The sequence below is a fragment of the Photobacterium nomapromontoriensis genome (assembly GCF_050336815.1).
Lineage (GTDB): Bacteria > Pseudomonadota > Gammaproteobacteria > Enterobacterales > Vibrionaceae > Photobacterium > Photobacterium nomapromontoriensis.
The window spans coordinates 171203-191311 of sequence record NZ_JAKJSL010000015.1 but is presented as its reverse complement, the minus strand read 5'-3'; the positions used below and the strand labels follow the sequence as shown (position 1 = coordinate 191311).

Here is a 20109-nt window from a genome sequence, read left to right as displayed (position 1 = left end):
TCCAGAAATATTCCCTTTAGTGGGAGGGTATGAATAGTGATAGAAAAGAGGAGGCAAGCCCCCTCTTTTGACAAATTATACGAACAAGTTCATGACCAGCATGGCGCCGAAGGCATTCACAACAGAAATGGCGATCATGATAGGGATATAACGGCCTTCTGTACCGATAGGGCCAAGGATACGGCCAAGATACTGAACCTGAGAACCCATCAAGTAGATCGCAGGCGCTAAGATTGCAATGTGGCTACCGTCTAGGATACCGGCATCAAACAGTGAAATAACCACACCAACAGCGCCACCCATTGACATCCATGCACCAATCAATACGGCAGCAGCTTCGCCAGGAAGACCAAATACCGCCATAACAGGAGAGAAGACGCTACCCATCAGGTCAAGGGCACCTGTGATTTGAAGCGCTTTGATGATAACGAAAGCCATAAGTACGTTAGGAACCGTCGACATAGTCGCAATGTTCCAGCCTTTCTTGGCGCCTTCAACGAAAATATCAGTCACCATTGGTTTTTTAGCTGCGCTCATTATGCGGTCTCCCCTTTTAGTTCTTCATTTTTGTCAGATTTGCCTTCAGTAATATTCAGGTAAACGCGGAACAGGTTTGCACCGACAAATTTGAACGCGAACATCACGATAACAGCCATACCAATAGAGGCCGTAACCGCAGGGGTACCGTCACTGTTAGCAAGGGTGAACAATACGGCGCCAGAAGAGAAGAAATTAACAATGGTTGCGCCAGCAGAGAATTGGAACATAGTGAAGATATCAGCTTCACGCTTAGTCAGGTGACCTTCATCTTTTAGCTGACGGGTCATTGCTGCGCCTGCATCGGTACTTTGTAGTGATGCAATCAAAGCCAGACCAGTGCTGCCTGGAATGTTCATTAGAGGGCGCAGAAGTGGAGTAAGAAGTTTACGCGCCGCGTCTAGTGCACCGTAGTGCTCCAGTACGTTGATCATACCAAGGGCAAACATAACCGTAGGGATCAGTGTCAGGGCAAACATGAAGCCGTCACGTGCACCGTTACCACCTTTACCACGCATGCTGGTTGTCGCAGTTTGAATGCCATCGGCGGTTTCATTGACGGTATGGACTAGGCTACCAAACGAACCGTTTAGGGTCGTGAAATCGAAAACACCGTACCATTCGTTAGACTGCAGTGCGCCTGAGAAAAAGACCACGGCAAAGGCGAGGGCAATGTAACTGCCGATTGTAACTTTGCGACCCTGCTCTGCGGGATTGCTCATATATACCTCTTGGGAATCAAAAAAAGCCAAATTGGCAAAACTAAATCAAGTAACAACATTTCACATCCTGTTAAGAAGATGCTGTTGATGAAAAGCATTAAACGCGGCTATTTTCGCTGATCATGCGGGGAATAATTTGACTGGGGTCAATCTGTGCTACTGAAAGTGTATGTCGGCAGGGAAATGACTAAGATTTGTGAGCTTGATCTACATTAATATCCCATTCACATAAGTTTACAATTAAAGTTGCCATTTAAAATGCTATATGAATGTTTTTTCATTATTAATTAGTTGGTTAAATAAGGTGAAATCATCGTATATTGGTGCTGTTATACCGTTATGCCTGCTAGAAATATTTAATTATGACGGCTTCATCTTAGTCAGCTGATATAACGCTAATATATAAATTCAGTTGCTTATGGTGCAGTATTATCGAAAAAAAAAGAGCACCGAAGTGCTCTTTTTATATCAACAACGGTAGCGGTTATGCTGTTTGCTGCTGACCAACAATACGTGCGTTATCGTCTTCTTGAGACGCCTCGACGGGTGGGCAGCGGTCAACAAACCAACCCATGTAAGATGTCACAATAGTCACAATGATACAGACGAAGCTGAGCCACATGAACGGTGCGTAGGAGAAGGTTGCAACACCTAAGATACTCGCCATATAAATACCGTTATCACTCCACGGCACCATACCAGACGTTAGCGTGCCACCGAATTCAGCATTACGCGATAGGTTCTTGCGCTGGTAACCTAGGCGATCGTAGTTTTTCGCACAGATTTTTGGTGTCAGGATGAGAGAAACGTACATCGCTGAGCCAAAAACATTCCCTAAAAATGCAGTAGCAATGGTTGATACAGACAGGCTACCTGCCGAATTTACACGGCTTTCGAAAAGTTTGGCAACAGTTTGTAGAACACCCACTTTGTCTAGCAGTCCACCGAAGCCCAGACCAAATACGATCACAGCCACAGAGCTTAGCATCGATGCCATACCACCACGATTTAGGATTGAATCAATGAAGTCCACGCCTGAATCGATAGAGAACGGTGCCCATGCGGTGTTAAAGGCAAGTAGCGGATCCATACCTTGAACCATGACGGCCCAAACAATGCCCAGTAGTGAACCTAGCGAAATAACTGGGAATGATGGAAGGCGCATCGCTAATAGCGCAAGGACGATAATAACAGGCACAAAGGAAAACGGAGAGATTACAAATTGCTGATCCATTGCTGCAATAACCATATCTACCTGAGACATGTCGACATTGCCTGCATAGTGGAAACCTACCGCAGTGAACAGGATTCCGGTGATGACATAGCTGATCAGTGCGATGGGTAGCATCCCCTTAATATGCTCAACAATTTCAACGTTTGACATTGAAGAGGCGAGGATCACTGAGTCAGACAGTGGTGACATTTTATCACCGAAGTAACAACCAGACAGTACCGCACCGGCAGTCATTGGCGCTGGGATCCCCAGGCCTTGACCAATACCCATCATGGCGATACCAGCAGTACCCGCCGCGCCCCAAGAGGTCCCGGTTGCTAATGCTGTCATCGAACAGATGAGCATTGTCGCGAGAAGGAAAATAGACGGGTCAATGGCTTTTAGACCGTAATAAATGATGGTCGGTACGATACCACCTGCAATCCAAGTGCCGACGAGTGAACCAACAGCGAGCAGAATCAATACCGCACCAAGTCCATTTGAAATTCCCGTCGTCGCCGCTTTTTCGAGCGATTTATAGCTATGTCCTAGCTTGATGCCCAGCGCCATGATGATAAACCAGCCGATGTAGAGAGCAAGCTGGATCGGTAAATTGAGTTTTGCGGTGAAAGAGAATGCCAGCGCAAGAAACATACCAAGGGCAAGTATAACCTGTGCTATCGATGGCAGTTTTACAGTCTGTTTGTTCATGCTTTTAACCTCGTAAGTTAGAGCCTGTAATGGAGAAGCCTCGTAATGTTGTGTAATAGATGAGGCTAATTATTAAACAGTGTTATGGCCAAATGACCAAATGTAGGGTTACAGGGGTAATTCCCGGCCACTCTAACGGATTGTACTTAGCGGGGCGATAAATAATGTCACTTTCTGTGATCTTGTATAGATATTGCTGTGAGGTGTATAAAAATTCATATTAATTCTTTGGTTTATTGTTAATTACGCGTGTTAATGTTGTGTTGCCGCTGGTCTCTTAAAGAAACTCAATTTATTAAAACTCTCCAATTGTTAGACGATTAAACCAAGATTCATCGGAATGCCTAGTGTTGTATCTAACATTAGATGTGCTTTATAGGTTATCAGTGTGATGGGAAATGATCAAAAATAGTGTTGATTTCAAAAAAGGCAACTATATAGCAAAATGCCTAATTGATAGCCATAAGTGGTAGGTAACGTGATCTAAACTGGCTTTATTACTTTATTTTGCTGCGTTCTAGCCCGATAATTCACCAAGTGTTTGCTGGTGGTTATATGGAAATAAAGATCAAATGTGATGAGCTTTGCCGTTTTGGTTTACATTAATGTGAATATTTTTACGGTTTTTTTGCATATTCTGCTTGTGTTTCGAGCCTGAAATAATTATAGATGGGAGCTGTTTGTCGTTATAACTATCGGTAATCGCTAGTATGTTTGTTATCAGTCTTTGCCAATAGTTATACCGATAGATAATGTTCAGGGAGTGTTGTGCACATGATGAAAGTAGGTTTAGTGGGTTGGCGAGGCATGGTGGGCTCTGTCCTTATGCAGCGTATGGTGGAAGAAGGTGATTTTAATGTTATTGAGCCTGTATTCTTCTCAACGTCTCAGATTGGGATTCCAGCGCCAAATTTTGGTAAAGATGCCGGAGTTCTTCAGGACGCATTTGATGTAGAAAGCCTGAAAAAGCTGGACGCTATCATTACCTGCCAAGGTGGCAGCTATACCGAGCAAGTGTATCCGGCACTGCGTCAAGCTGGCTGGAAAGGATACTGGATTGACGCCGCATCCACGCTGCGAATGAAAGATGACACGATCATCGCACTTGATCCGGTGAACTTCGATCAGATGCAACAGGGTCTGCACAATGGCGTGAAGACGTTTGCGGGGGGCAATTGCACCGTTAGTTTGATGCTGATGGCGGTTGGCGGTCTTTATCAAGCGGGTTTGGTCGAGTGGATGACATCTCAAACCTACCAAGCAGCCTCAGGCGCTGGCGCTAAGAATATGCGCGAGTTGATCAGCCAGATGGGTGTAATCAATGATGCGGTATCGAGTGAGCTTGCTGATCCATCGACATCAATCCTTGATATCGATCGTAAAGTGGCTGATGTTATGCGCTCAGCGTCTTTCCCATCACAAGAATTTGGTGCACCACTTGCTGGCTCATTGATCCCATGGATTGATGTGAAGCGTGATAATGGTCAGAGCAAGGAAGAGTGGAAGGCCTCTGTTGAGACCAACAAGATCCTTGGTCTAGATGGTCAGCCTATTCCAATTGATGGCACCTGTGTACGCATTGGTGCGATGCGTTGTCATAGTCAGGCGTTGACACTGAAGCTGAAGAAGAATGTACCGCTTGATGAAATAGAAGAAATCATCGCGTCTCATAATGACTGGGTAAAAGTGATCCCGAATGACCGTGACATCACGGTACAAGAGCTGAGCCCAACAAAAGTGACTGGCACGCTATCTGTACCTGTAGGTCGTCTGCGTAAACTGGTCATGGGTGATGATTACCTGAATGCCTTTACGGTCGGTGATCAGTTGCTATGGGGTGCTGCTGAACCATTACGCCGTACGCTGCGTATTATTCTGGCTGAGCAGCAGTAACCATTTTGGTTTACTGAGATAAAAAACGCCTGCAATTGCAGGCGTTTTTTATGAATGTCGTTTATCGACTGGAATTATGCAGCTAGGTTTTGAGCTACAAATTCCCAGTTAACCAGTGCCCAGAAACCATTCATGTAGTCTGGACGTAGGTTACGGTAATCGATGTAGTATGCGTGTTCCCACAAATCAACAGTTAGAAGCGGTGTTACACCGTCTTCTGTCAGCGGTGTCGCTGCGTTAGACGTATTAACGATATCGAGTGAACCGTCCGCTTTTTTAACTAGCCAAGTCCAAGAAGAACCGAAATTGTTGATCGCTGAATCGGTGAATTTTGCTTTAAATGCGTCAAAAGAACCGAATGCTTTAACAATCGCATCTGCAACTTCACCTGTTGGCTCACCGCCGCCATTTGGGCTTAGGCAGTGCCAGTAGAAGGTATGGTTCCAGATTTGAGCCGCATTGTTAAATACGCCACCCGTTGATGTCTTGATGATTTCTTCTAGTGATTTCTCAGCAAGCTCAGTGCCTTCGATAAGACCATTCAGTTTAACCACGTAAGTGTTGTGGTGTTTGCCGTGGTGGTACTCAAGAGTTTCTTGTGAGATGTGTGGCTCAAGAGCATTAATTGCGTAAGGTAGAGCGGGTAGTTCGAATGCCATTGCTCGATTCTCCATTTGAGTGAAGGGGGACCCCTCGACATTGCTTCCAGTTGGCTGAGGCCAACTTATTATTTGAAACTGACTAGCCTCACGTCGTTCATTATACCAATAGGGAGATGGCGGATGTGTGACTGTGAAAATCATTTTAGCAAGTTTTTACTTTATTAAAAGAGTTGAGTGAAAAAAAGATGAGGAAAAAGCGTTTACAGTGATGGCGTGCTATCTTGCTATAAAAAATAGCCTTACAACTAATAGGCGTTTTTTTCCGGCGCGTGACCAAGTAGAATGAGTGTTGTAACATTCAATTTATAAGTAAAAGGTCGTAAGAGGAAGCTATGGAAACCATCGACAAAATTAAACAGCAGATCGCTGAAAATGCTATTTTGCTGTACATGAAAGGTTCGCCAAAACTGCCAAGCTGTGGTTTTTCATCTCAAGCTGCTCAAGCGCTGATGGCATGTGGTGAAAAATTTGCTTATGTCGATATCTTACAAAATTCAGATATTCGCGCCGAGCTACCTGCTTATGCACAATGGCCAACATTTCCTCAGCTATGGGTTGACGGTGAACTCATTGGCGGTTGTGACATTATTATCGAAATGTTCCAGAAAGGTGAGCTTCAGCCATTGGTTAAAGAAGCGGCTGAGCGTCGTGATAGTACCGCTGCTGAATAATTAGTCATAACAACCCTGTTATTGATGAAATAATATCGTGGCTGGTTAGACATTAGAAATACCCTTGGAAATCCCTGCTAATGGGCATCAAGGGTATTTTTTTTGATATATTCCCGAACCTATTCACCCAGTAAATCTTGTTGTTGCAAGATACGGCTACGCTCACGCAATGTTGATAATGCATTGCTATCAGCGTCAAGTTGATGATTTATCGCATCTTGTTCAATTAACGCCAGAGGTTGAGCCAGCCATTCGCATTCGAGCATGCGCGCAGCCCCTTTCATTCGATGGGCTATATCGCTGACAGCGGTGACGTCATTTTTTCGAAATGCTTGTTCGAGGCGTGCTAAATCGTGCTGGTGGTTATCTCTAAACTCTTCCATTAAGTGATCTGCTACTAAAGGGTCATCAAAGATGGCGATAATTTTGTCGCGATCTAATTGGTGATTTGACGTTGTTTTATTGATTGATAATGTGGGTATATGAGTGCTAATACTCGGAGAGATAGCGGATAGCTCATCGGGCTGAATATCGGTGTTGTTGCTCAGGTCATGGGTGATATCACCAAATAACAGGCCAAACTCATTGGAGGTATTGGCTTTCACTTGATCATGAGTCTGCTTCATTACCGAGGTTTGCCATTTGCTGATCATTTGACCCAGATGACTCAGTGAAACGGGCTTGATCAGGAAGTCACTCATTCCGGCTTTAAAGCAGCGGTTATCTTCGTCCTGCATGGCGTTGGCAGTTAATGCAATAATGGGCAGGCCATTGACCGGTTCATCGAGAGGTGAATCAACATCATGTTGCCAGAGATAGCTTTGTGAGAGGGTTGGGCCAAATTGTTGATTCAGCGACTTCGCCAAGTCCTGAGTGTTGGTTGACTGGGCTTGGTGACGAATATCAATTTCTTGCTGGCGTATTGTCGTCGCGAGGGTGTAACCATCCATTTCCGGCATGTGGCAATCACTGAGCAGTAAGCCATATTTGTGGGTTGCCAGCGCCTCAATGGCGAGCTGTCCATTATTGACAATATCGGCATGAATACCGAGTTTGGTTAATTGCTTGGCAATTACCTGCTGGTTTATCGGATGGTCTTCAGCCACCAGTACCAGTCGATTATTGGCTTCAGCTGCCTCTCGGCTTTCGGTCATCGCGGTGGTCAGTATGGGAGCCATTGATACTGACGATACATTGCTGATGGGGTATCTCATGACATGGTATAAATTATCAGGAAGTAATGGATTGACTGACAAACACCAGTGATTATCTCTTGGCTCTGGTGATAGCATGGGGTTTTGATTGATGATAATGAGCGTTGATGATGCGGTATTGCGAGCAGGCTTATTGAGTGATGAAGCAAGCTGTTGCCATATCGATAGGGCGATAAATACATAATCGGGTTGCTGCGATGCAATGATATCAATAATGGCTTCGGTTGGCATTTGGGTAATGAGCTTAACCGTAATACCTTGATATTGGAGGTAGTGATATAAATCTTCTCGTTGAATAAAGTAGCCAACCACTAACGCGTTACGTTTTTTGTGAATAGTGGGATCGGTGGGCGTCGTAATGGTTTCTGCTACGACAGGTAAGGGAACCACAATACTGAATGTACTGCCTTTGCCTACTTCACTACTGAGACCTATTTCGCCATGCATTTGTTCCACTAATTTCTGCGCAATGGCAAGCCCTAAACCGGTACCGCCAAAGCGACGACTTGTGCTTTGATCGGCTTGTTCAAACGGTTGAAAGAGCGTTTGCTGTTGTTGCTCAGAGATGCCGATACCTGTGTCTTTGACACTGAAACGGACCCGTTGAATCGATTCTATTTCCTGATTATGTTCATCTTCAATGACGTCAACGTTCAGCGAAACGGTGCCTTGTTGAGTAAATTTGATGGCATTATTGAGGAAATTATTCAGAATTTGATGCAGCCGGATATCGTCAACCAAATGAGTCTTCGCCAGAGCCGGATCTTGCCAATAGCTAAAGGCCAGGCTTTTTTGCTGGGCATGTATTGACTGAGGCTGGATGATTTTGGCCAGAGCCTGACTGAGATTAACTTCGGTTGGATCCAGTTCTAGTTTTCCTGCTTCAATTTTTGAGAAGTCTAAAACGTCGTTAACAATGTGCAGCATGTTACGGGCTGACTGGGTCAGACCACCGTGTAAGTTGAGCAGTTCGTCATTGAGTGGCTGAGCGGCCATCAATTCCAGTAACCCGAGAATACCGCTGATCGGCGTGCGAACTTCATGGCTGATGGTGGCTAAAAACTGAGATTTGGCAGCGGTCGCCTCTTCTGCTTTATGGCGGGCTGACTCTAGTGCTAGTTGCTGTTGTTTTAATAGTGAAATATCGGTAATGACGGTATTCCAGTAATATCCGCCTTCTTCACGGGGGGTGATGCGAGATTTCAATTGTATCCATTTTGGGGTACTGTCTTGCGTACTGCTAATCGCCACCTCTCTTTCCCAGTGCCCTAACGTGCAAGCGGTTTTCATAGTGCATTCAAGTTGTGTCAGATCGTTGATTTGTAGTTGACGCAACAGAGTATCGGGTACATGAAAGAGTGTCTCTGCTGATATATTGAGCAATTCACGGACTCTGGCACTGATAAATGTATAGTGAAATTCGAGTGGCGAGTCAGGATCAGACTGAACATGTTGTAATACGATCCCATCCAGATTATCAGCAAGGTGTTGTAGTCTTTTTTCAGCTCGTTTGGCACGTTTTTCAGCGGCTTTTCGTTGTTGGATCTCTTGTGCCATTTTTCGGTTCCAGCTAATGATTGCAATAAGAATAATCATGCCAAAGGTAATAAGCAGCGCGGCCCACTTTGCCACCTCCATTGGCGCGAGTCCTTCCTGATAGTCGAAGGTCAGCCATTTATGCTCAAGTCGGTTGATCTCTTCGGGCGGGATACTGGCCAGCGCTTTATTGATGATATTGAGTAGAATGGGGTGGCGGTAATTGACCGCAAAACGCAGCGGTAGCAGGTTTTTTTCTTCGATTTGCCCCATCATTCTGAATTGACCAATATAGTCGCTTTGCAGTAACGGCGAGGCATGATGTAGTGATGTCAGAACTTGGTCTATATCCTCTTTTTGCAATGCTTGAAATGCACGGGCCTGATTGATGAAAGAGACGGCTTTACAGTTTGTGCATAGCTCAGGCAGTTTGTCGATGCCATCCGATCCTGTGATGATACCCACCCGGGTGGCTTGGTGACTTAACAGGCTGCTGAGAGAGCTGTCTGCCAGACCAAATAGCACCCAAGGCTCATTAGTATAAGGGGTTGAAAAATACATCTGCAAGCTATCTGTCGGCGTTTCTGATACCGATGAGAGCATCATGATGTTGCCGTTAATAAACGATTCTCTCAGCTTAGGATAGCTGCGCTCAGAGATAATATTGAATTTAATGCCTAGTTCATTACTCAGGATTTTCAGCAAATCGGCACTCAGGCCGGAATGGCGCTGTTGGCTATCGAGAAAATCAAAGGGGGACCAGTCGGCATGAACGCCGATAGAAATATAAGGATGGCGATCTAGCCAGTTTCGTTCTTCTTGGCTGAGCTTGAGATGGCCGTAATTGGTAAACATGTTGATCTGCTCTGGGCTTAGCCATTGGTTGTAGATCGCATTGAGGCGATTCTCTCTGAGGTCTTCTAGTGCAAAGTTAATCCGGGTGATGAGCTTATGTTTTCCTTTGGGGGTGGCAAAATGCAGGTGATTAGTGGGGAGATCTGGCAGAATAGAGAGCTCAAGACCAGAAGTGGTGGTCTGTTGCAGTAGGTCAGATAACACTACGGTATCGCCGATATAGCCGTCAGCAGCGCCTGTCTTAACTGCTTTCAGCACATCTTCGCTCCCCGATACGGTGAGTAATTTCGCCGTTGGCAAGAAGCCAGGAAGCAGTTCCTGAAGTGCAAACCCTTGTTCGGTAGCAATGGTTTTCCCTCTCAGCTCCTGATAGCGATTAATGGGATTATTGCGAGTGATGATGCCCCGACGAATGGAGAAGATGGGTTCACTGAATGTCATATATTGCTGGCGGTTAAAGGTTGAGGTGACCCCTGGCAGTAAATCTAAATCGCCCTTTTGGAATGCTGCGAGCACTTCGTCATAAGAGGGATAGATCCTGATTTGTACGGTGAATTCAGCGTGGTCGGCAACCTGTTTGATAATATCAATCAGCAGCCCACTGATTTCATTTGATGTCACATTCGTTCCCTTGGTTTTTATATTCGTCGTGACCGATGGGCTGATAAAGCTGTAGGGCGGCATATCAAAGCCGGGTAATCCCACCCGAATAACCGGCTTAGTGTTGACATATTGAGTAGAAACGCTCTGCTCGGCATGGGCAGCTGGTAGGAAAATCGTCACGATAAACAGGGTCAATAAATAACCCGTTAGGTTAGCGCTAGTGAGTGGGAATAAAGCGCGTTGCATCATCGAATCCTTGCGTTTGAGGCATCGTCAGGTTTGCGGATGAACCGCTAGCTTGATACCGGCTGGGTGAGCAGCGGTTGCGGTTTGAGTGTTGTCACTGCGGCGGCCTGCAGCCGTGACAGGGTGGGAGCAGTAGAACGCTGGATCGTATCGATTATCTGGCGTGTGGCTTGTGTCCCATCGGTATGTTCTAACTGGAGGTAGCCTCTAAATAAAAGGTAACCAGCTTCATAATCGATGATCTCTGTTTCATTGACCTGGTTGAATAATGCCAGTGCTTGCTGATGATTGCCGATCAATAGAGCCCGCCAACCAAGCAGAGTTTTCAGAATACCTTTTGAGTTAATTCGGCTTTGGGGATTCTTGCAAATCCGCGCCCAGGCTCCATCTGGTTTCCAGTTTTTCAGAGCTTGCTCTTCGTCTTGATGTTTAAGGGTCACGAGATCGGCAAATAGCACCATACCGCGACGACCTGCGCCGTCCCACACGGAGTGAGGTAACATAAGTGCACTTTTGAATAGCAGTGGTGTTGCCTGCACAACATCATTCTTCAGGATATACAGCCAAGCAAGGTTGAGGGTTTGCTCAATATTGCTGGGGTGGAGCTGAAGAATCTGGAGGAATGTTTGCTCGGCCTCTTCCCAGCACTCAGACTCAATGCAGATAGTGGCTTTGAGGGTAAGTAATCTGACATTGTAAGGGTTTTGTTCGATCAGCTCGCTTATCTGTGTCAGCGCAGTAGCGCACTGACCTTGGTCGTTCTGGATCTCCACTCTTTTGATTTTAGCGGGCAGGAAGTCATGCACTTGCAATAAGCCCGTCAGCATTGCTTGAGCATCATCAAATTGTTGCTGAGCTCGGAGTAAATCAGCGACAAATAAAATGCCGTATTTGAGTGCCATTGTGTCTGGCGCTTTGCCGAATAAGGGTTTTACTTTCGCCAGGCCACCCGTATTAAATGCCGTTTCCAGTTGTTCACAGAAGGCACGTTTTAGTAGCCCGGATGATACTCGCTTGATGATATCTTCGGAACGAATGGGTTTGATCAGATAGCCATCGGGTTCCAATTGAGAATAACCGAAAAAGACATCTTGGCTATCGTTTGCGGTGACGATAAAGACTAATGTTCGCTGCTGGAGTAGTTGCTGATCATGAAGATACTCGAGCAGCTGCAGACCGGTGCTGCCACTGCCTAAGTTATGATCAATCAGTAAAATATCAAAATGACGCTTGCCACAGGCTGTAATCGCCCCCCTAGCATTGGAGGTACTGATGATGTTGTTCATCGGCACGCCAATTTTCATCAGCAGCGCGCGAGTGGCACTTTGGATAATATTGCTATCGTCAATAATAAGGAAGGTTGACTGGGTGAGTATATCCATATAGTCATCCCTGATAATGGTAGTTCTAATAACTATAGAACAAGGATTTACAGGAATTCGCGTTGCGACAGATTACGGTAAAAAGAGTGATGAATGACACATGGTTAGCGATGTTACTCGCAAAAAAAGCCCCCAATAATGGATTTTCCAGCTATTGGGGGCTTTTTATTCAGTGGTCTTTGGGTTGACTGGGTACTCTGGGTTTACCGAGCATTTGGATACTTACAGAACCATTGACGCTAACCAACCTGATGCAATTAATGGCAGGTTGTAGTGAATGAAGGTTGGAACCACACTGTCCCAGATGTGTTCATGCTGGCCATCTGCATTCAGGCCTGATGTTGGGCCTAAGGTAGAATCAGAGGCTGGAGATCCCGCATCACCCAGCGCAGCGGCTGTACCCACTAATGCCACGGTCGCCATTGGTGAAAAGCCAAAGGTAATGCACAGCGGAACATAAATAGTTGCCAAGATAGGAATGGTTGAGAATGACGATCCGATCCCCATGGTAACGAGCAGGCCAACAACGAGCATTAACAGAGCTGCCAGCGGTTTGTTATTACCGATAACATCAGCCAGAGAACTGACCAGCGTTTCGACCCCTCCTGTGGCTTTCATTACCGAAGCAAAACCGGCAGCAGCAATCATAATAAAGCCGATCATTGCCATCATATGAACCCCTTTGGTGAACACATCGTGGGTCTCTTTCCACTTGATCACCCCACCGAAGGTAAACACCATAAAGCCCATCAGACCGCCGACAATCATCGAGCCACTGTAAATTTGTGCGCCCAGAGCAGCCATGATCGCAATCACCGCAATGTAGACGTGGCGCATATTGATTTCTCGGTGCTCTGGCTCGTTGGCAAGGATCTTCTCTACAGAATATTCGCGTGGTTTGCGGTAGCTGAAGAAAACAGCAAGCAGAAGGCCGAATACCATCCCCATCGCAGGCAGTAACATCGCATACGGAACTTGTGCTGCGGAGACATCCAGCCCGTTATCATGGAGGTTTTTAAGCAGAATATTATTGAGGAAAATACCACCAAAACCAACCGGTAACACCATATAAGGGGTGACTAAACCGAAGGTCAGTACACACGCGATCATGCGGCGGTCAATTTTTAATTTAGCAAATACATGCAGCAGTGGCGGGATCACAATCGGGATAAAAGCAATGTGGACCGGAATGACGTTCTGTGAAGAAATGGCAAGAAGCACCAGAATGGACAGTACGGAATATTTTACCCCGGTTGCCGCCGCCGCATTTTCGTGACCGCTGATACGTTTGATGACACTCTGTGCCAGAACATCCGTAATACCAGATCGTGAAATTGCAACGGCAAAAGTACCGAGCATGGCATAGCTTAGCGCTGTGGTTGCACCACCGCCTAAGCCGCCTTCAAAGGCAGAAATGGTTTCTGCCAACGGCAGGCCACCAATAAGTCCACCTATGATGGCACTGAAGGTAAGCGCGACCACGACATTTACTCGCATTAAGGCGAGTAAAAGCATGACGCATACCGATATAACAACAGGGTTCATATATTAAGATCCATCGGTTGGGTTATGTCGTAAATTTGCATGACGCTCACATTTCGTGTGTGAGGTCTGTTCTTGTTTGGTTATGTTGTGTTGCTTTAGAACATCCAGTTTGCTGAAAATTTACAACATGTCGAGGAAAAATTAAGACTTAACCTGTATTTTATTAATATGGACGTAGTGCGATGGCATTGTGGTGAAAATTAGACGCTAAAATGGTGCTCTAGTATGCAATTTTGAATAAAACTTTCAGTTTTGTTGTGATGGCATTCACAAGAAAGCCAGCTGATGAGCTGGCTTTTTATTGGGATTATCGTGGATTCGCTTAGCGATAATACCGTGTTACGGGGCTGGTGTTAGGGAGAGAATCGCGCTATTTGTGACGGTGAGACTGGTGCCGTCACCGTTGATCAGGCTTGCCGATTGTCCCTGCATTTCTGGTGTCGCAGGCTTACCAGGGGCGAGGATGGTTTCAGTCATAAAGCTGCTGTGCCCGCCTACGGTAAAGAAAGCCGCTGCTTTAAGAGGACTATCGCCAGAGATACTGGTGGTTGTTGGTGTTAAGCCGAGCTGATCCTCTGAAACAAGGTTAACCGTCCCTGCAAATGGCGAATAAGGTTGCAAGATGGTAGTGCCTTCAACGACCGAACCGGGTGTGCCAGGTACGGGAAGGGCGTTGGGTATGGTGCTATCACCTTGTGTCATCGATAAGTAAACCGGCGTTGACTCACTGACTAACGGTGCATGGTTGAGTGGATCTACCGTGTCCAAGATAGTTTGCGCCGCGTAGGCAAACTGTGAGAACAAGCTGTAGGTCATCGCCAATTTTGTTAGTGACTCTTCCGTTCCTGCATTAATTAAGTCTTTCTCATAGCGTGCATAGCAAAGGGGGTAGGCCATAGGGTTCTCACAAGACTGTTTAAACTCGTCGTTGCTGGCTGCTAATAAGTTACCTTTGACAAAATCACCAAATGCGCCTGAACCAAGTAATAAATACGGAATACCCGCTCCGGGGTTTGCCAGTGCCAGTTTGTTGATGTTGAAGAACACAGCATCTGCTTGCGGATCCCCCACAGTTCTATTTGCCACGTAGCCTAAATCAATTCCGGTCATTGCCCCTAATGAGTGGCCAACAAAATCGACCTTCTCCGCCGGATTTAACCAACCTAGCTCCCCCATTGCTGTGCCATTACCTGTGGCAATATTGGCCAATAGCCGACCGATAGCCACCCGCAAGTTAACTTGATCGGTAATGCTTTGGCGTAAGTTATCTCGTCCTACTGGTAGGTAACTCAAATTGAGGTAGATGCTTGGATCCGATGACGCATTGATCGTTCCGGTAGGTGTTTTGATCCCTCGAGTACCGTGTAGCGGCAAGTCGATAGCAAAAATAGCATGGCAACCGCTCCCAATGATCTGATCGGGGAGGTTACTGCTCGCTAAGACCTTTTTGCTGGAGGTGATGCCATGCTGAAAAATAGTGACGCTATTTGCCCCTATATTGTGACACTTTTTATCACTAGGGAAAATAACGGTGTACTCGACATCTTGCACCGATTTTAGCTTGGGGACGGGACTATAACGGGTGATCAGGCGTTCTTCGTCCAGTTGGCTACCGTCAGATAAGGTGATGATCTGCCCCGTGAGCAAGGGTAATACTTTGAGTTGTACGGCCGGATCCGTTGCAACGTTTTCAAGATCGTCGGCACTAATGCCGAGCTCTGTGAGTTGCTGCATCACAGTGGCTTTATCGGCGTCACTGGCGTTGGCCATCACATGTTTAATTTTAGCTAGACTTGGCATACCACTTTGCCATGGAGTCGCCGCAAATGTTGCTGGGTTGGTTTCAAGGTAATAAGGCAAGCTGACGGTGCCGGTGTAAACCTGATTATCCGCTGCTGTCGTTGGTTTTTCAGTAGAGCGCGCCGGGGGCGTCATATTGAAAATTTTAGCGAGATCACCCGCGGACACATTCTTATCGATCGCGGTTCCGGTCCAGACGTTTTCAGCGCCTTCGGACAGTGCCAGCGCTGAGGCCGCTTTTGCTGCGTACATCACATCACCGACAGAAGCGGTCGTAAACCAATTGGTAAAGATGATCTTATCTTTATCGACGCCAGTGGCGGCAAACGTTGCTTCACTGAGATGAGCAATTTGCTGAGCGGGCTCAAGGGCCATATCTGGCGTAGGGGTCGTTGATTTTAGTACCGCGTAGGTGTTGCTCATCCCGACCGGATTGCCTTTGGCATCTTTCAAATCCGCCGTGATGGCAAATTGATACTGACTCGCCGGTTTGAATGGTTTCAGCGGGATAACCGTTAGTGTGGTGCCTGACGCGGTCACCATAAAGTCGCCATTGGCTGCCGTCAGTGGGGTGGGTGAGGTGTTGACGTAGTCTGGTGATGTTGGATCGGCAGTTTCAAGTAAGTAGAAGCCTGCTTGTGCCGTTGTTGGGTCAAGATCGTGACCTGTAAATTCAATCAGGATAGGCTGATTGGTACTCCAGCCATCCGTTTTACCGAGGGCGACAGACGGGTCTGAAATATCGGTCAGGTAATTTTGGGATCCCACATCACCATCGGTTTTAATGGTGCCATCGACCGTATCCATCGCAAGGTAGGTCGGGGTAATTATCACCGGGTTTGACGGATCACTGATCAGATCGAATTTAATTTTGGTTTCAGCTTTAAGGCTTTCACCGATGTTTGGATCTAAGGTGGGATCGCCTGAAACAGTCGCATCATCGCCGCAGGCTGTCAGGCCCAGTGTTGACGCAATGATCAACGCAAGTAAGTGTTTGTTCATGTTATATTTCCTTTCAACTTAATAGGATGACAGCGTTAGAATTTGTAGTTAATTTGCGCAGCACCAAGCCAGGCATCATTTTCCGTACTAAATTCGTAATCTCGCCCATCCACATATTCTTCCGTGAAGGTACTTTTCTTGCCGTAAAGGTAAGTCACACCGACGTCAAAGGATAAGTCGCGGTTATAGATATAGGTAAAGCCTGCAGAATACCAGTAGCGATCCCCGTCTGGGATGCTGAGCGTTGCTTCACCGCCTTGCTCGTCGAAGGCAAAACCGGCGCGAATGATCCACTCAGGGTTGAGGGTATAGGTTGCCCCGACGGAATAGCGCAAGTTGTCGTCGTATTGCTCTTCTTTGAGTAGGCAAGTATTGTTGATGCAGTCAGCACTGGTGGCTTTTAGCTCCGTGAACTTACTCCATTGTGTCCACTGTACGCCGTAGTGAATGGCCCACTCTTTATTTAACTGATGAAAGCCACCAAATTCAGCGATGGCTGGCAAAGGCACGGAAAGATTACCGTCAGCCTTTTGGGGATTCGTTGGTGTTGCCCCTGGAATACCACTGCCTTGATAGTCGGTGAATACGCCATCAAACGATAAATCGACTTGGGAGCGATAGCTTAGGCCTAATCGGTTATTGTCATTGATCTCCCATAACGCCCCCATGTTCCAGCCCCACTCCCAAGTGTCTCCTTCAAGGTTAAGCAATGTTTGGCTTGGGTCAGTGCCGTATACTGGGGCGAGGCTGCCAAAGTGTCGAGTCAGTTCGGCATCGGCATACACGAGTGAGAAACCGAGACCGACGCTGAACTGCTCATTGATTCGCCAGGAAATATTAGGGTTAATATTCAGTGATAGGAGATCGGTCATGCCACCTAACGCGCCAAAATTACCATCTGCGGGGTAGTCGGTTGCAAAGCCGTAGTTAGAAAATAGCCCCACGCCCCATGCAAATTGGTCATTAATGGGTTGAATAAAATAGCCCGCGGGCACTTCGGCAAACGGTGCGACATTTTTGTAGGTTTGACTCGGACTGATATCGTTGGTTGACACATTAATAGCAGGGTCAATCAGCGATAGACTGCCTGATATCTCAATGCGATCAAACATCGCCATTGCTGCCGGATTTCGCGCCAGCACCGAGGCGTTATCCGCAACAGCCACTTCACCGGAAAAAGCCCGTCCAAGTCCTGATGCAGAATGTTCATTAACTTGGAAGCCAGCCGCTTGGGCGTTGATGCTCAATAGCGCGGCAGAGACGGCTATTGCAGTGTAGGAGATTCTCTTTTTCATTATTATGTTTGCCTCTTCGATCCATGAATGAAAAACGCAAGTTGGAAGTACTGAATAGGGGGATTCGAGACTAGCCATTGAGGGCTGTGGCTATGATATGGTGTATTGACGACAGTGATCGTCAGGGTGATAAATTGCCAGGGTTTATCTTTAATACCATGCCATGACAGGAAACACTCTGAAACAGTTTGGCCAGTATAAAAAGGGAATTTAGAAATGTTAATCTAGTGTAAAGTATTGTTTTGTAAAGGATGTATAATTGTTCAGTGTTTGATTGTGTGGTGTTTGACTAAATTATCGAAATTGGGGGTGTTTTTTTGATAGAAGTGTGACCAAGCCAATGTTTACGAGGCTTGGTCAGAGGTCTAATGAGTTGTTTTTGTGTTAATTATTGGTTGTCAGTCGGCTCTTCCGCTTGGGCGTCAAACAGTGGCCAGCCGCCCAGCCTCTTCCATTTGTTAACAATTTCACAAAATAATTCAGCCGTACGTTCCGTATCGTAAAGTGCTGAATGTGCCTCTTTGTTATCAAAGGGTATGCCAGCAGTGGCGCATGCTTTAGCTAAAACGGTCTGTCCAAACGCTAATCCGCTGAGAGCGGCAGTATCAAATGTAGCAAAAGGGTGGAAAGGATTGCGTTTCAGTTTGGCTCGCTCAGAGGCCGCCATCACAAAGCTATGATCAAAGTTCGCATTGTGGGCGACCATGATTGCACGAGAGCAATTTTCTGCTTTCTGTTCTTTGCGGATTTGCTTATAGATCTCTTTGAGCGCCGTTTCTTCAGAGACCGCCCCCCGTAATGGGCTGAAAGGGTCACGGATACCGTTAAATTCCAACGCTTCTTTATGTAGAACGGCACCTTCAAAAGGAGAAACGTGAAAATGTAAGGTGGTTGCGGGTTTTAGCCAGCCATCTTCATCCATCTGCAAAGTAACCGCACAGATCTCTAGAAGCGCATCGGTTTTAGCGTTGAACCCTGCGGTCTCAACATCCACTACCACAGGAAAGTAGCCGCGAAAGCGACTTTTTAGAGTATTTAGTTCGTTATCTTGGCTCATAACACGGCAAAAAATAAAAAAATAGTCGGCTATTATGTCAGATTCAGCCACTGAGCTAAACCTTTAGCTTTCAATGAACGTCTCATAATAAAAAGCGCGATGATTAAAGATTTTTTCTGTTAAGCAGATACAATACTCTCAAATCAATAAATGCTGCCGCCAACGTTCGGCGGTCTGACCTTGGGCTGTAGTGGGCTGATAAAATATGGCTAATACAACAATGACATTTTACGGTGTAATGGCGATATTGAGCATGACACTAAGCACAAGTGCTGTCGCTCGGCAGTTGTATGTCGCTGAACCGGCTCAATCAAGCTGGAAGGTGGCCGTCGATACGCCCTTAGAATGTAGAATGCTACACGCTATTCCTAATTATGGTGAAGCGCAATTTACGTCTCGTGCCAGTAAGAAAATCAACCTTGATTTTGAATTGAAAATGCGCCGTCCGATGGGTGAAACTCGGGATGTTAATTTGGTGTCGATGCCACCACGCTGGATGCCAGGGGATGCTGCCGAGCGGATTACCAAGCTGACATTCTTCAAACAGTTTGATGGCTATGTTGGCGGTCAGATTGCTTGGGCGATGTTGTCAGAGCTAGAAGATGGTCGTTACCCAACATTCAGTTACCAAGATTGGCAGCAACGGAATAAGTGGGTTGAGGTTTCGTTGTCAGCCGTCGCGTTTCAAACACCTTACAATCAGTTCAGCCAGTGTATTGATAATTTATTGCCTTACAGTTTTGATGACATTGCTTTTACTGTTTTGCATTACGAACAAGACAGTGAAGATCTGAACAAAGCCTCGCAACAACGTCTTGCCCAGATCTCGGATTTTGTCCGCTATAGTGATGATGTCGATCTGGTGTTGGTGGCAACCTATACCGATTCGACCGGGGGAAAGAATACTAACCAAGCATTGTCTGAACGCCGAGCGAAAAAATTGGAAGCATATTTTATGGCGATGGGATTGCCAAAAGATCGGATTCAGGTTGAAGCTTACGGAAAGCGTCGTCCAGTTGCGGATAACAGTACCCCGATCGGGCGGAATAAAAACCGCCGCGTTGTGATTTCTCTTGGTCGAACCTTGCTCTAATGTTGAGCAACGGGTTGGTGGATATCGCAAGAGGTCATGACATTCTGCTGTAGAGTCAGACCGTTCTGTACT

The 20109-nt window shown here is 46.3% G+C and carries 13 protein-coding genes; 3 read left to right on the top strand and 10 right to left on the bottom strand.

The genetic code is table 11. From position 1 onward, the window contains the following. Window positions 1–75: 75 nt before the first annotated feature. The 3 genes from L4D12_RS01555 to nhaC all read right to left on the bottom strand — a co-directional run bounded on the left by L4D12_RS01555 (window position 76) and on the right by nhaC (window position 3183). Window positions 76–537 carry a YjiG family protein gene (locus L4D12_RS01555; RefSeq protein ID WP_428446051.1) on the bottom strand — a complete coding sequence of 154 codons (462 nt, stop codon included), beginning with the start codon at window positions 535–537 and terminating at the stop codon, window positions 76–78. Next, window positions 537–1259, bottom strand: a complete 723-nt coding sequence (locus L4D12_RS01550; RefSeq protein ID WP_428446050.1) for a nucleoside recognition domain-containing protein — start codon at window positions 1257–1259, stop codon at window positions 537–539. Before L4D12_RS01550 ends, L4D12_RS01555 begins: the two co-directional genes overlap by 1 nt. 484 nt (window positions 1260–1743) lie before the next feature. Next, complete coding sequence (nhaC, locus tag L4D12_RS01545; RefSeq protein WP_428446049.1) at window positions 1744–3183, bottom strand: Na+/H+ antiporter NhaC; 1440 nt, start codon at window positions 3181–3183, stop codon at window positions 1744–1746. A gap of 777 nt (window positions 3184–3960) precedes the next feature. Here nhaC and asd point away from each other — a divergent pair. Next, window positions 3961–5076, top strand: a complete 1116-nt coding sequence (gene asd, locus L4D12_RS01540) for an aspartate-semialdehyde dehydrogenase (protein WP_428446135.1) — start codon at window positions 3961–3963, stop codon at window positions 5074–5076. A gap of 74 nt (window positions 5077–5150) precedes the next feature. On the opposite strand, the gene sodB is transcribed toward asd, so the two are convergent. Next, window positions 5151–5735, bottom strand: a complete 585-nt coding sequence (gene sodB, locus L4D12_RS01535; RefSeq protein WP_428446048.1) for a superoxide dismutase [Fe] — start codon at window positions 5733–5735, stop codon at window positions 5151–5153. 335 nt (window positions 5736–6070) lie between these two features. Here sodB and L4D12_RS01530 point away from each other — a divergent pair, with 335 nt between their 5' ends. After that, window positions 6071–6409, top strand: a complete 339-nt coding sequence (locus L4D12_RS01530) for a Grx4 family monothiol glutaredoxin (protein WP_428446047.1) — start codon at window positions 6071–6073, stop codon at window positions 6407–6409. A 119-nt stretch (window positions 6410–6528) separates the two neighbouring features. Here the strand turns inward: L4D12_RS01530 and L4D12_RS01525 are convergent, their stop codons facing one another. From L4D12_RS01525 to rnt, 6 genes are all read right to left on the bottom strand, one after another. After that, the gene (locus L4D12_RS01525) at window positions 6529–10866 is read right to left on the bottom strand and encodes a transporter substrate-binding domain-containing protein (protein ID WP_428446046.1); all 4338 of its coding nucleotides are present in this window, start codon (window positions 10864–10866) and stop codon (window positions 6529–6531) included. Between the two features lie 44 nt (window positions 10867–10910). Then, window positions 10911–12245, bottom strand: coding sequence for a response regulator (locus tag L4D12_RS01520; protein ID WP_428446045.1), 1335 nt, complete (start codon window positions 12243–12245; stop codon window positions 10911–10913). Between the two features lie 222 nt (window positions 12246–12467). Next, window positions 12468–13790, bottom strand: a complete 1323-nt coding sequence (locus L4D12_RS01515; protein WP_428446044.1) for a Na+/H+ antiporter family protein — start codon at window positions 13788–13790, stop codon at window positions 12468–12470. Between the two features lie 339 nt (window positions 13791–14129). Further along, complete coding sequence (locus L4D12_RS01510; protein ID WP_428446043.1) at window positions 14130–16592, bottom strand: VolA/Pla-1 family phospholipase; 2463 nt, start codon at window positions 16590–16592, stop codon at window positions 14130–14132. A 35-nt stretch (window positions 16593–16627) separates the two neighbouring features. Continuing rightward, window positions 16628–17887 carry an outer membrane protein transport protein gene (locus L4D12_RS01505; RefSeq protein WP_428446042.1) on the bottom strand — a complete coding sequence of 420 codons (1260 nt, stop codon included), beginning with the start codon at window positions 17885–17887 and terminating at the stop codon, window positions 16628–16630. A 388-nt stretch (window positions 17888–18275) separates the two neighbouring features. Next, window positions 18276–18944 carry a ribonuclease T gene (gene rnt / locus L4D12_RS01500; RefSeq protein WP_428446134.1) on the bottom strand — a complete coding sequence of 223 codons (669 nt, stop codon included), beginning with the start codon at window positions 18942–18944 and terminating at the stop codon, window positions 18276–18278. 238 nt (window positions 18945–19182) lie between these two features. Between rnt and motY the strand changes: the two genes are divergently transcribed. Beyond that, a complete protein-coding gene (gene motY / locus L4D12_RS01495; RefSeq protein ID WP_428446133.1) occupies window positions 19183–20037 on the top strand; it encodes a flagellar protein MotY in 855 nt (284 codons plus the stop codon). Window positions 20038–20109: the final 72 nt, after the last annotated feature.

Bases quoted from the DNA above. Each gene is read 5' to 3' on its own strand.
- L4D12_RS01555 (WP_428446051.1), bottom strand. From the start codon at position 537: ATGAGCGCAGCTAAAAAACCAATGGTGACTGATATTTTCGTTGAAGGC.
- L4D12_RS01550 (WP_428446050.1), bottom strand. From the start codon at position 1,259: ATGAGCAATCCCGCAGAGCAGGGTCGCAAAGTTACAATCGGCAGTTAC.
- nhaC (WP_428446049.1), bottom strand. From the start codon at position 3,183: ATGAACAAACAGACTGTAAAACTGCCATCGATAGCACAGGTTATACTT.
- asd (WP_428446135.1), top strand. From the start codon at position 3,961: ATGAAAGTAGGTTTAGTGGGTTGGCGAGGCATGGTGGGCTCTGTCCTT.
- sodB (WP_428446048.1), bottom strand. From the start codon at position 5,735: ATGGCATTCGAACTACCCGCTCTACCTTACGCAATTAATGCTCTTGAG.
- L4D12_RS01530 (WP_428446047.1), top strand. From the start codon at position 6,071: ATGGAAACCATCGACAAAATTAAACAGCAGATCGCTGAAAATGCTATT.
- L4D12_RS01525 (WP_428446046.1), bottom strand. From the start codon at position 10,866: ATGATGCAACGCGCTTTATTCCCACTCACTAGCGCTAACCTAACGGGT.
- L4D12_RS01520 (WP_428446045.1), bottom strand. From the start codon at position 12,245: ATGGATATACTCACCCAGTCAACCTTCCTTATTATTGACGATAGCAAT.
- L4D12_RS01515 (WP_428446044.1), bottom strand. From the start codon at position 13,790: ATGAACCCTGTTGTTATATCGGTATGCGTCATGCTTTTACTCGCCTTA.
- L4D12_RS01510 (WP_428446043.1), bottom strand. From the start codon at position 16,592: ATGAACAAACACTTACTTGCGTTGATCATTGCGTCAACACTGGGCCTG.
- L4D12_RS01505 (WP_428446042.1), bottom strand. From the start codon at position 17,887: ATGAAAAAGAGAATCTCCTACACTGCAATAGCCGTCTCTGCCGCGCTA.
- rnt (WP_428446134.1), bottom strand. From the start codon at position 18,944: ATGAGCCAAGATAACGAACTAAATACTCTAAAAAGTCGCTTTCGCGGC.
- motY (WP_428446133.1), top strand. From the start codon at position 19,183: ATGGCGATATTGAGCATGACACTAAGCACAAGTGCTGTCGCTCGGCAG.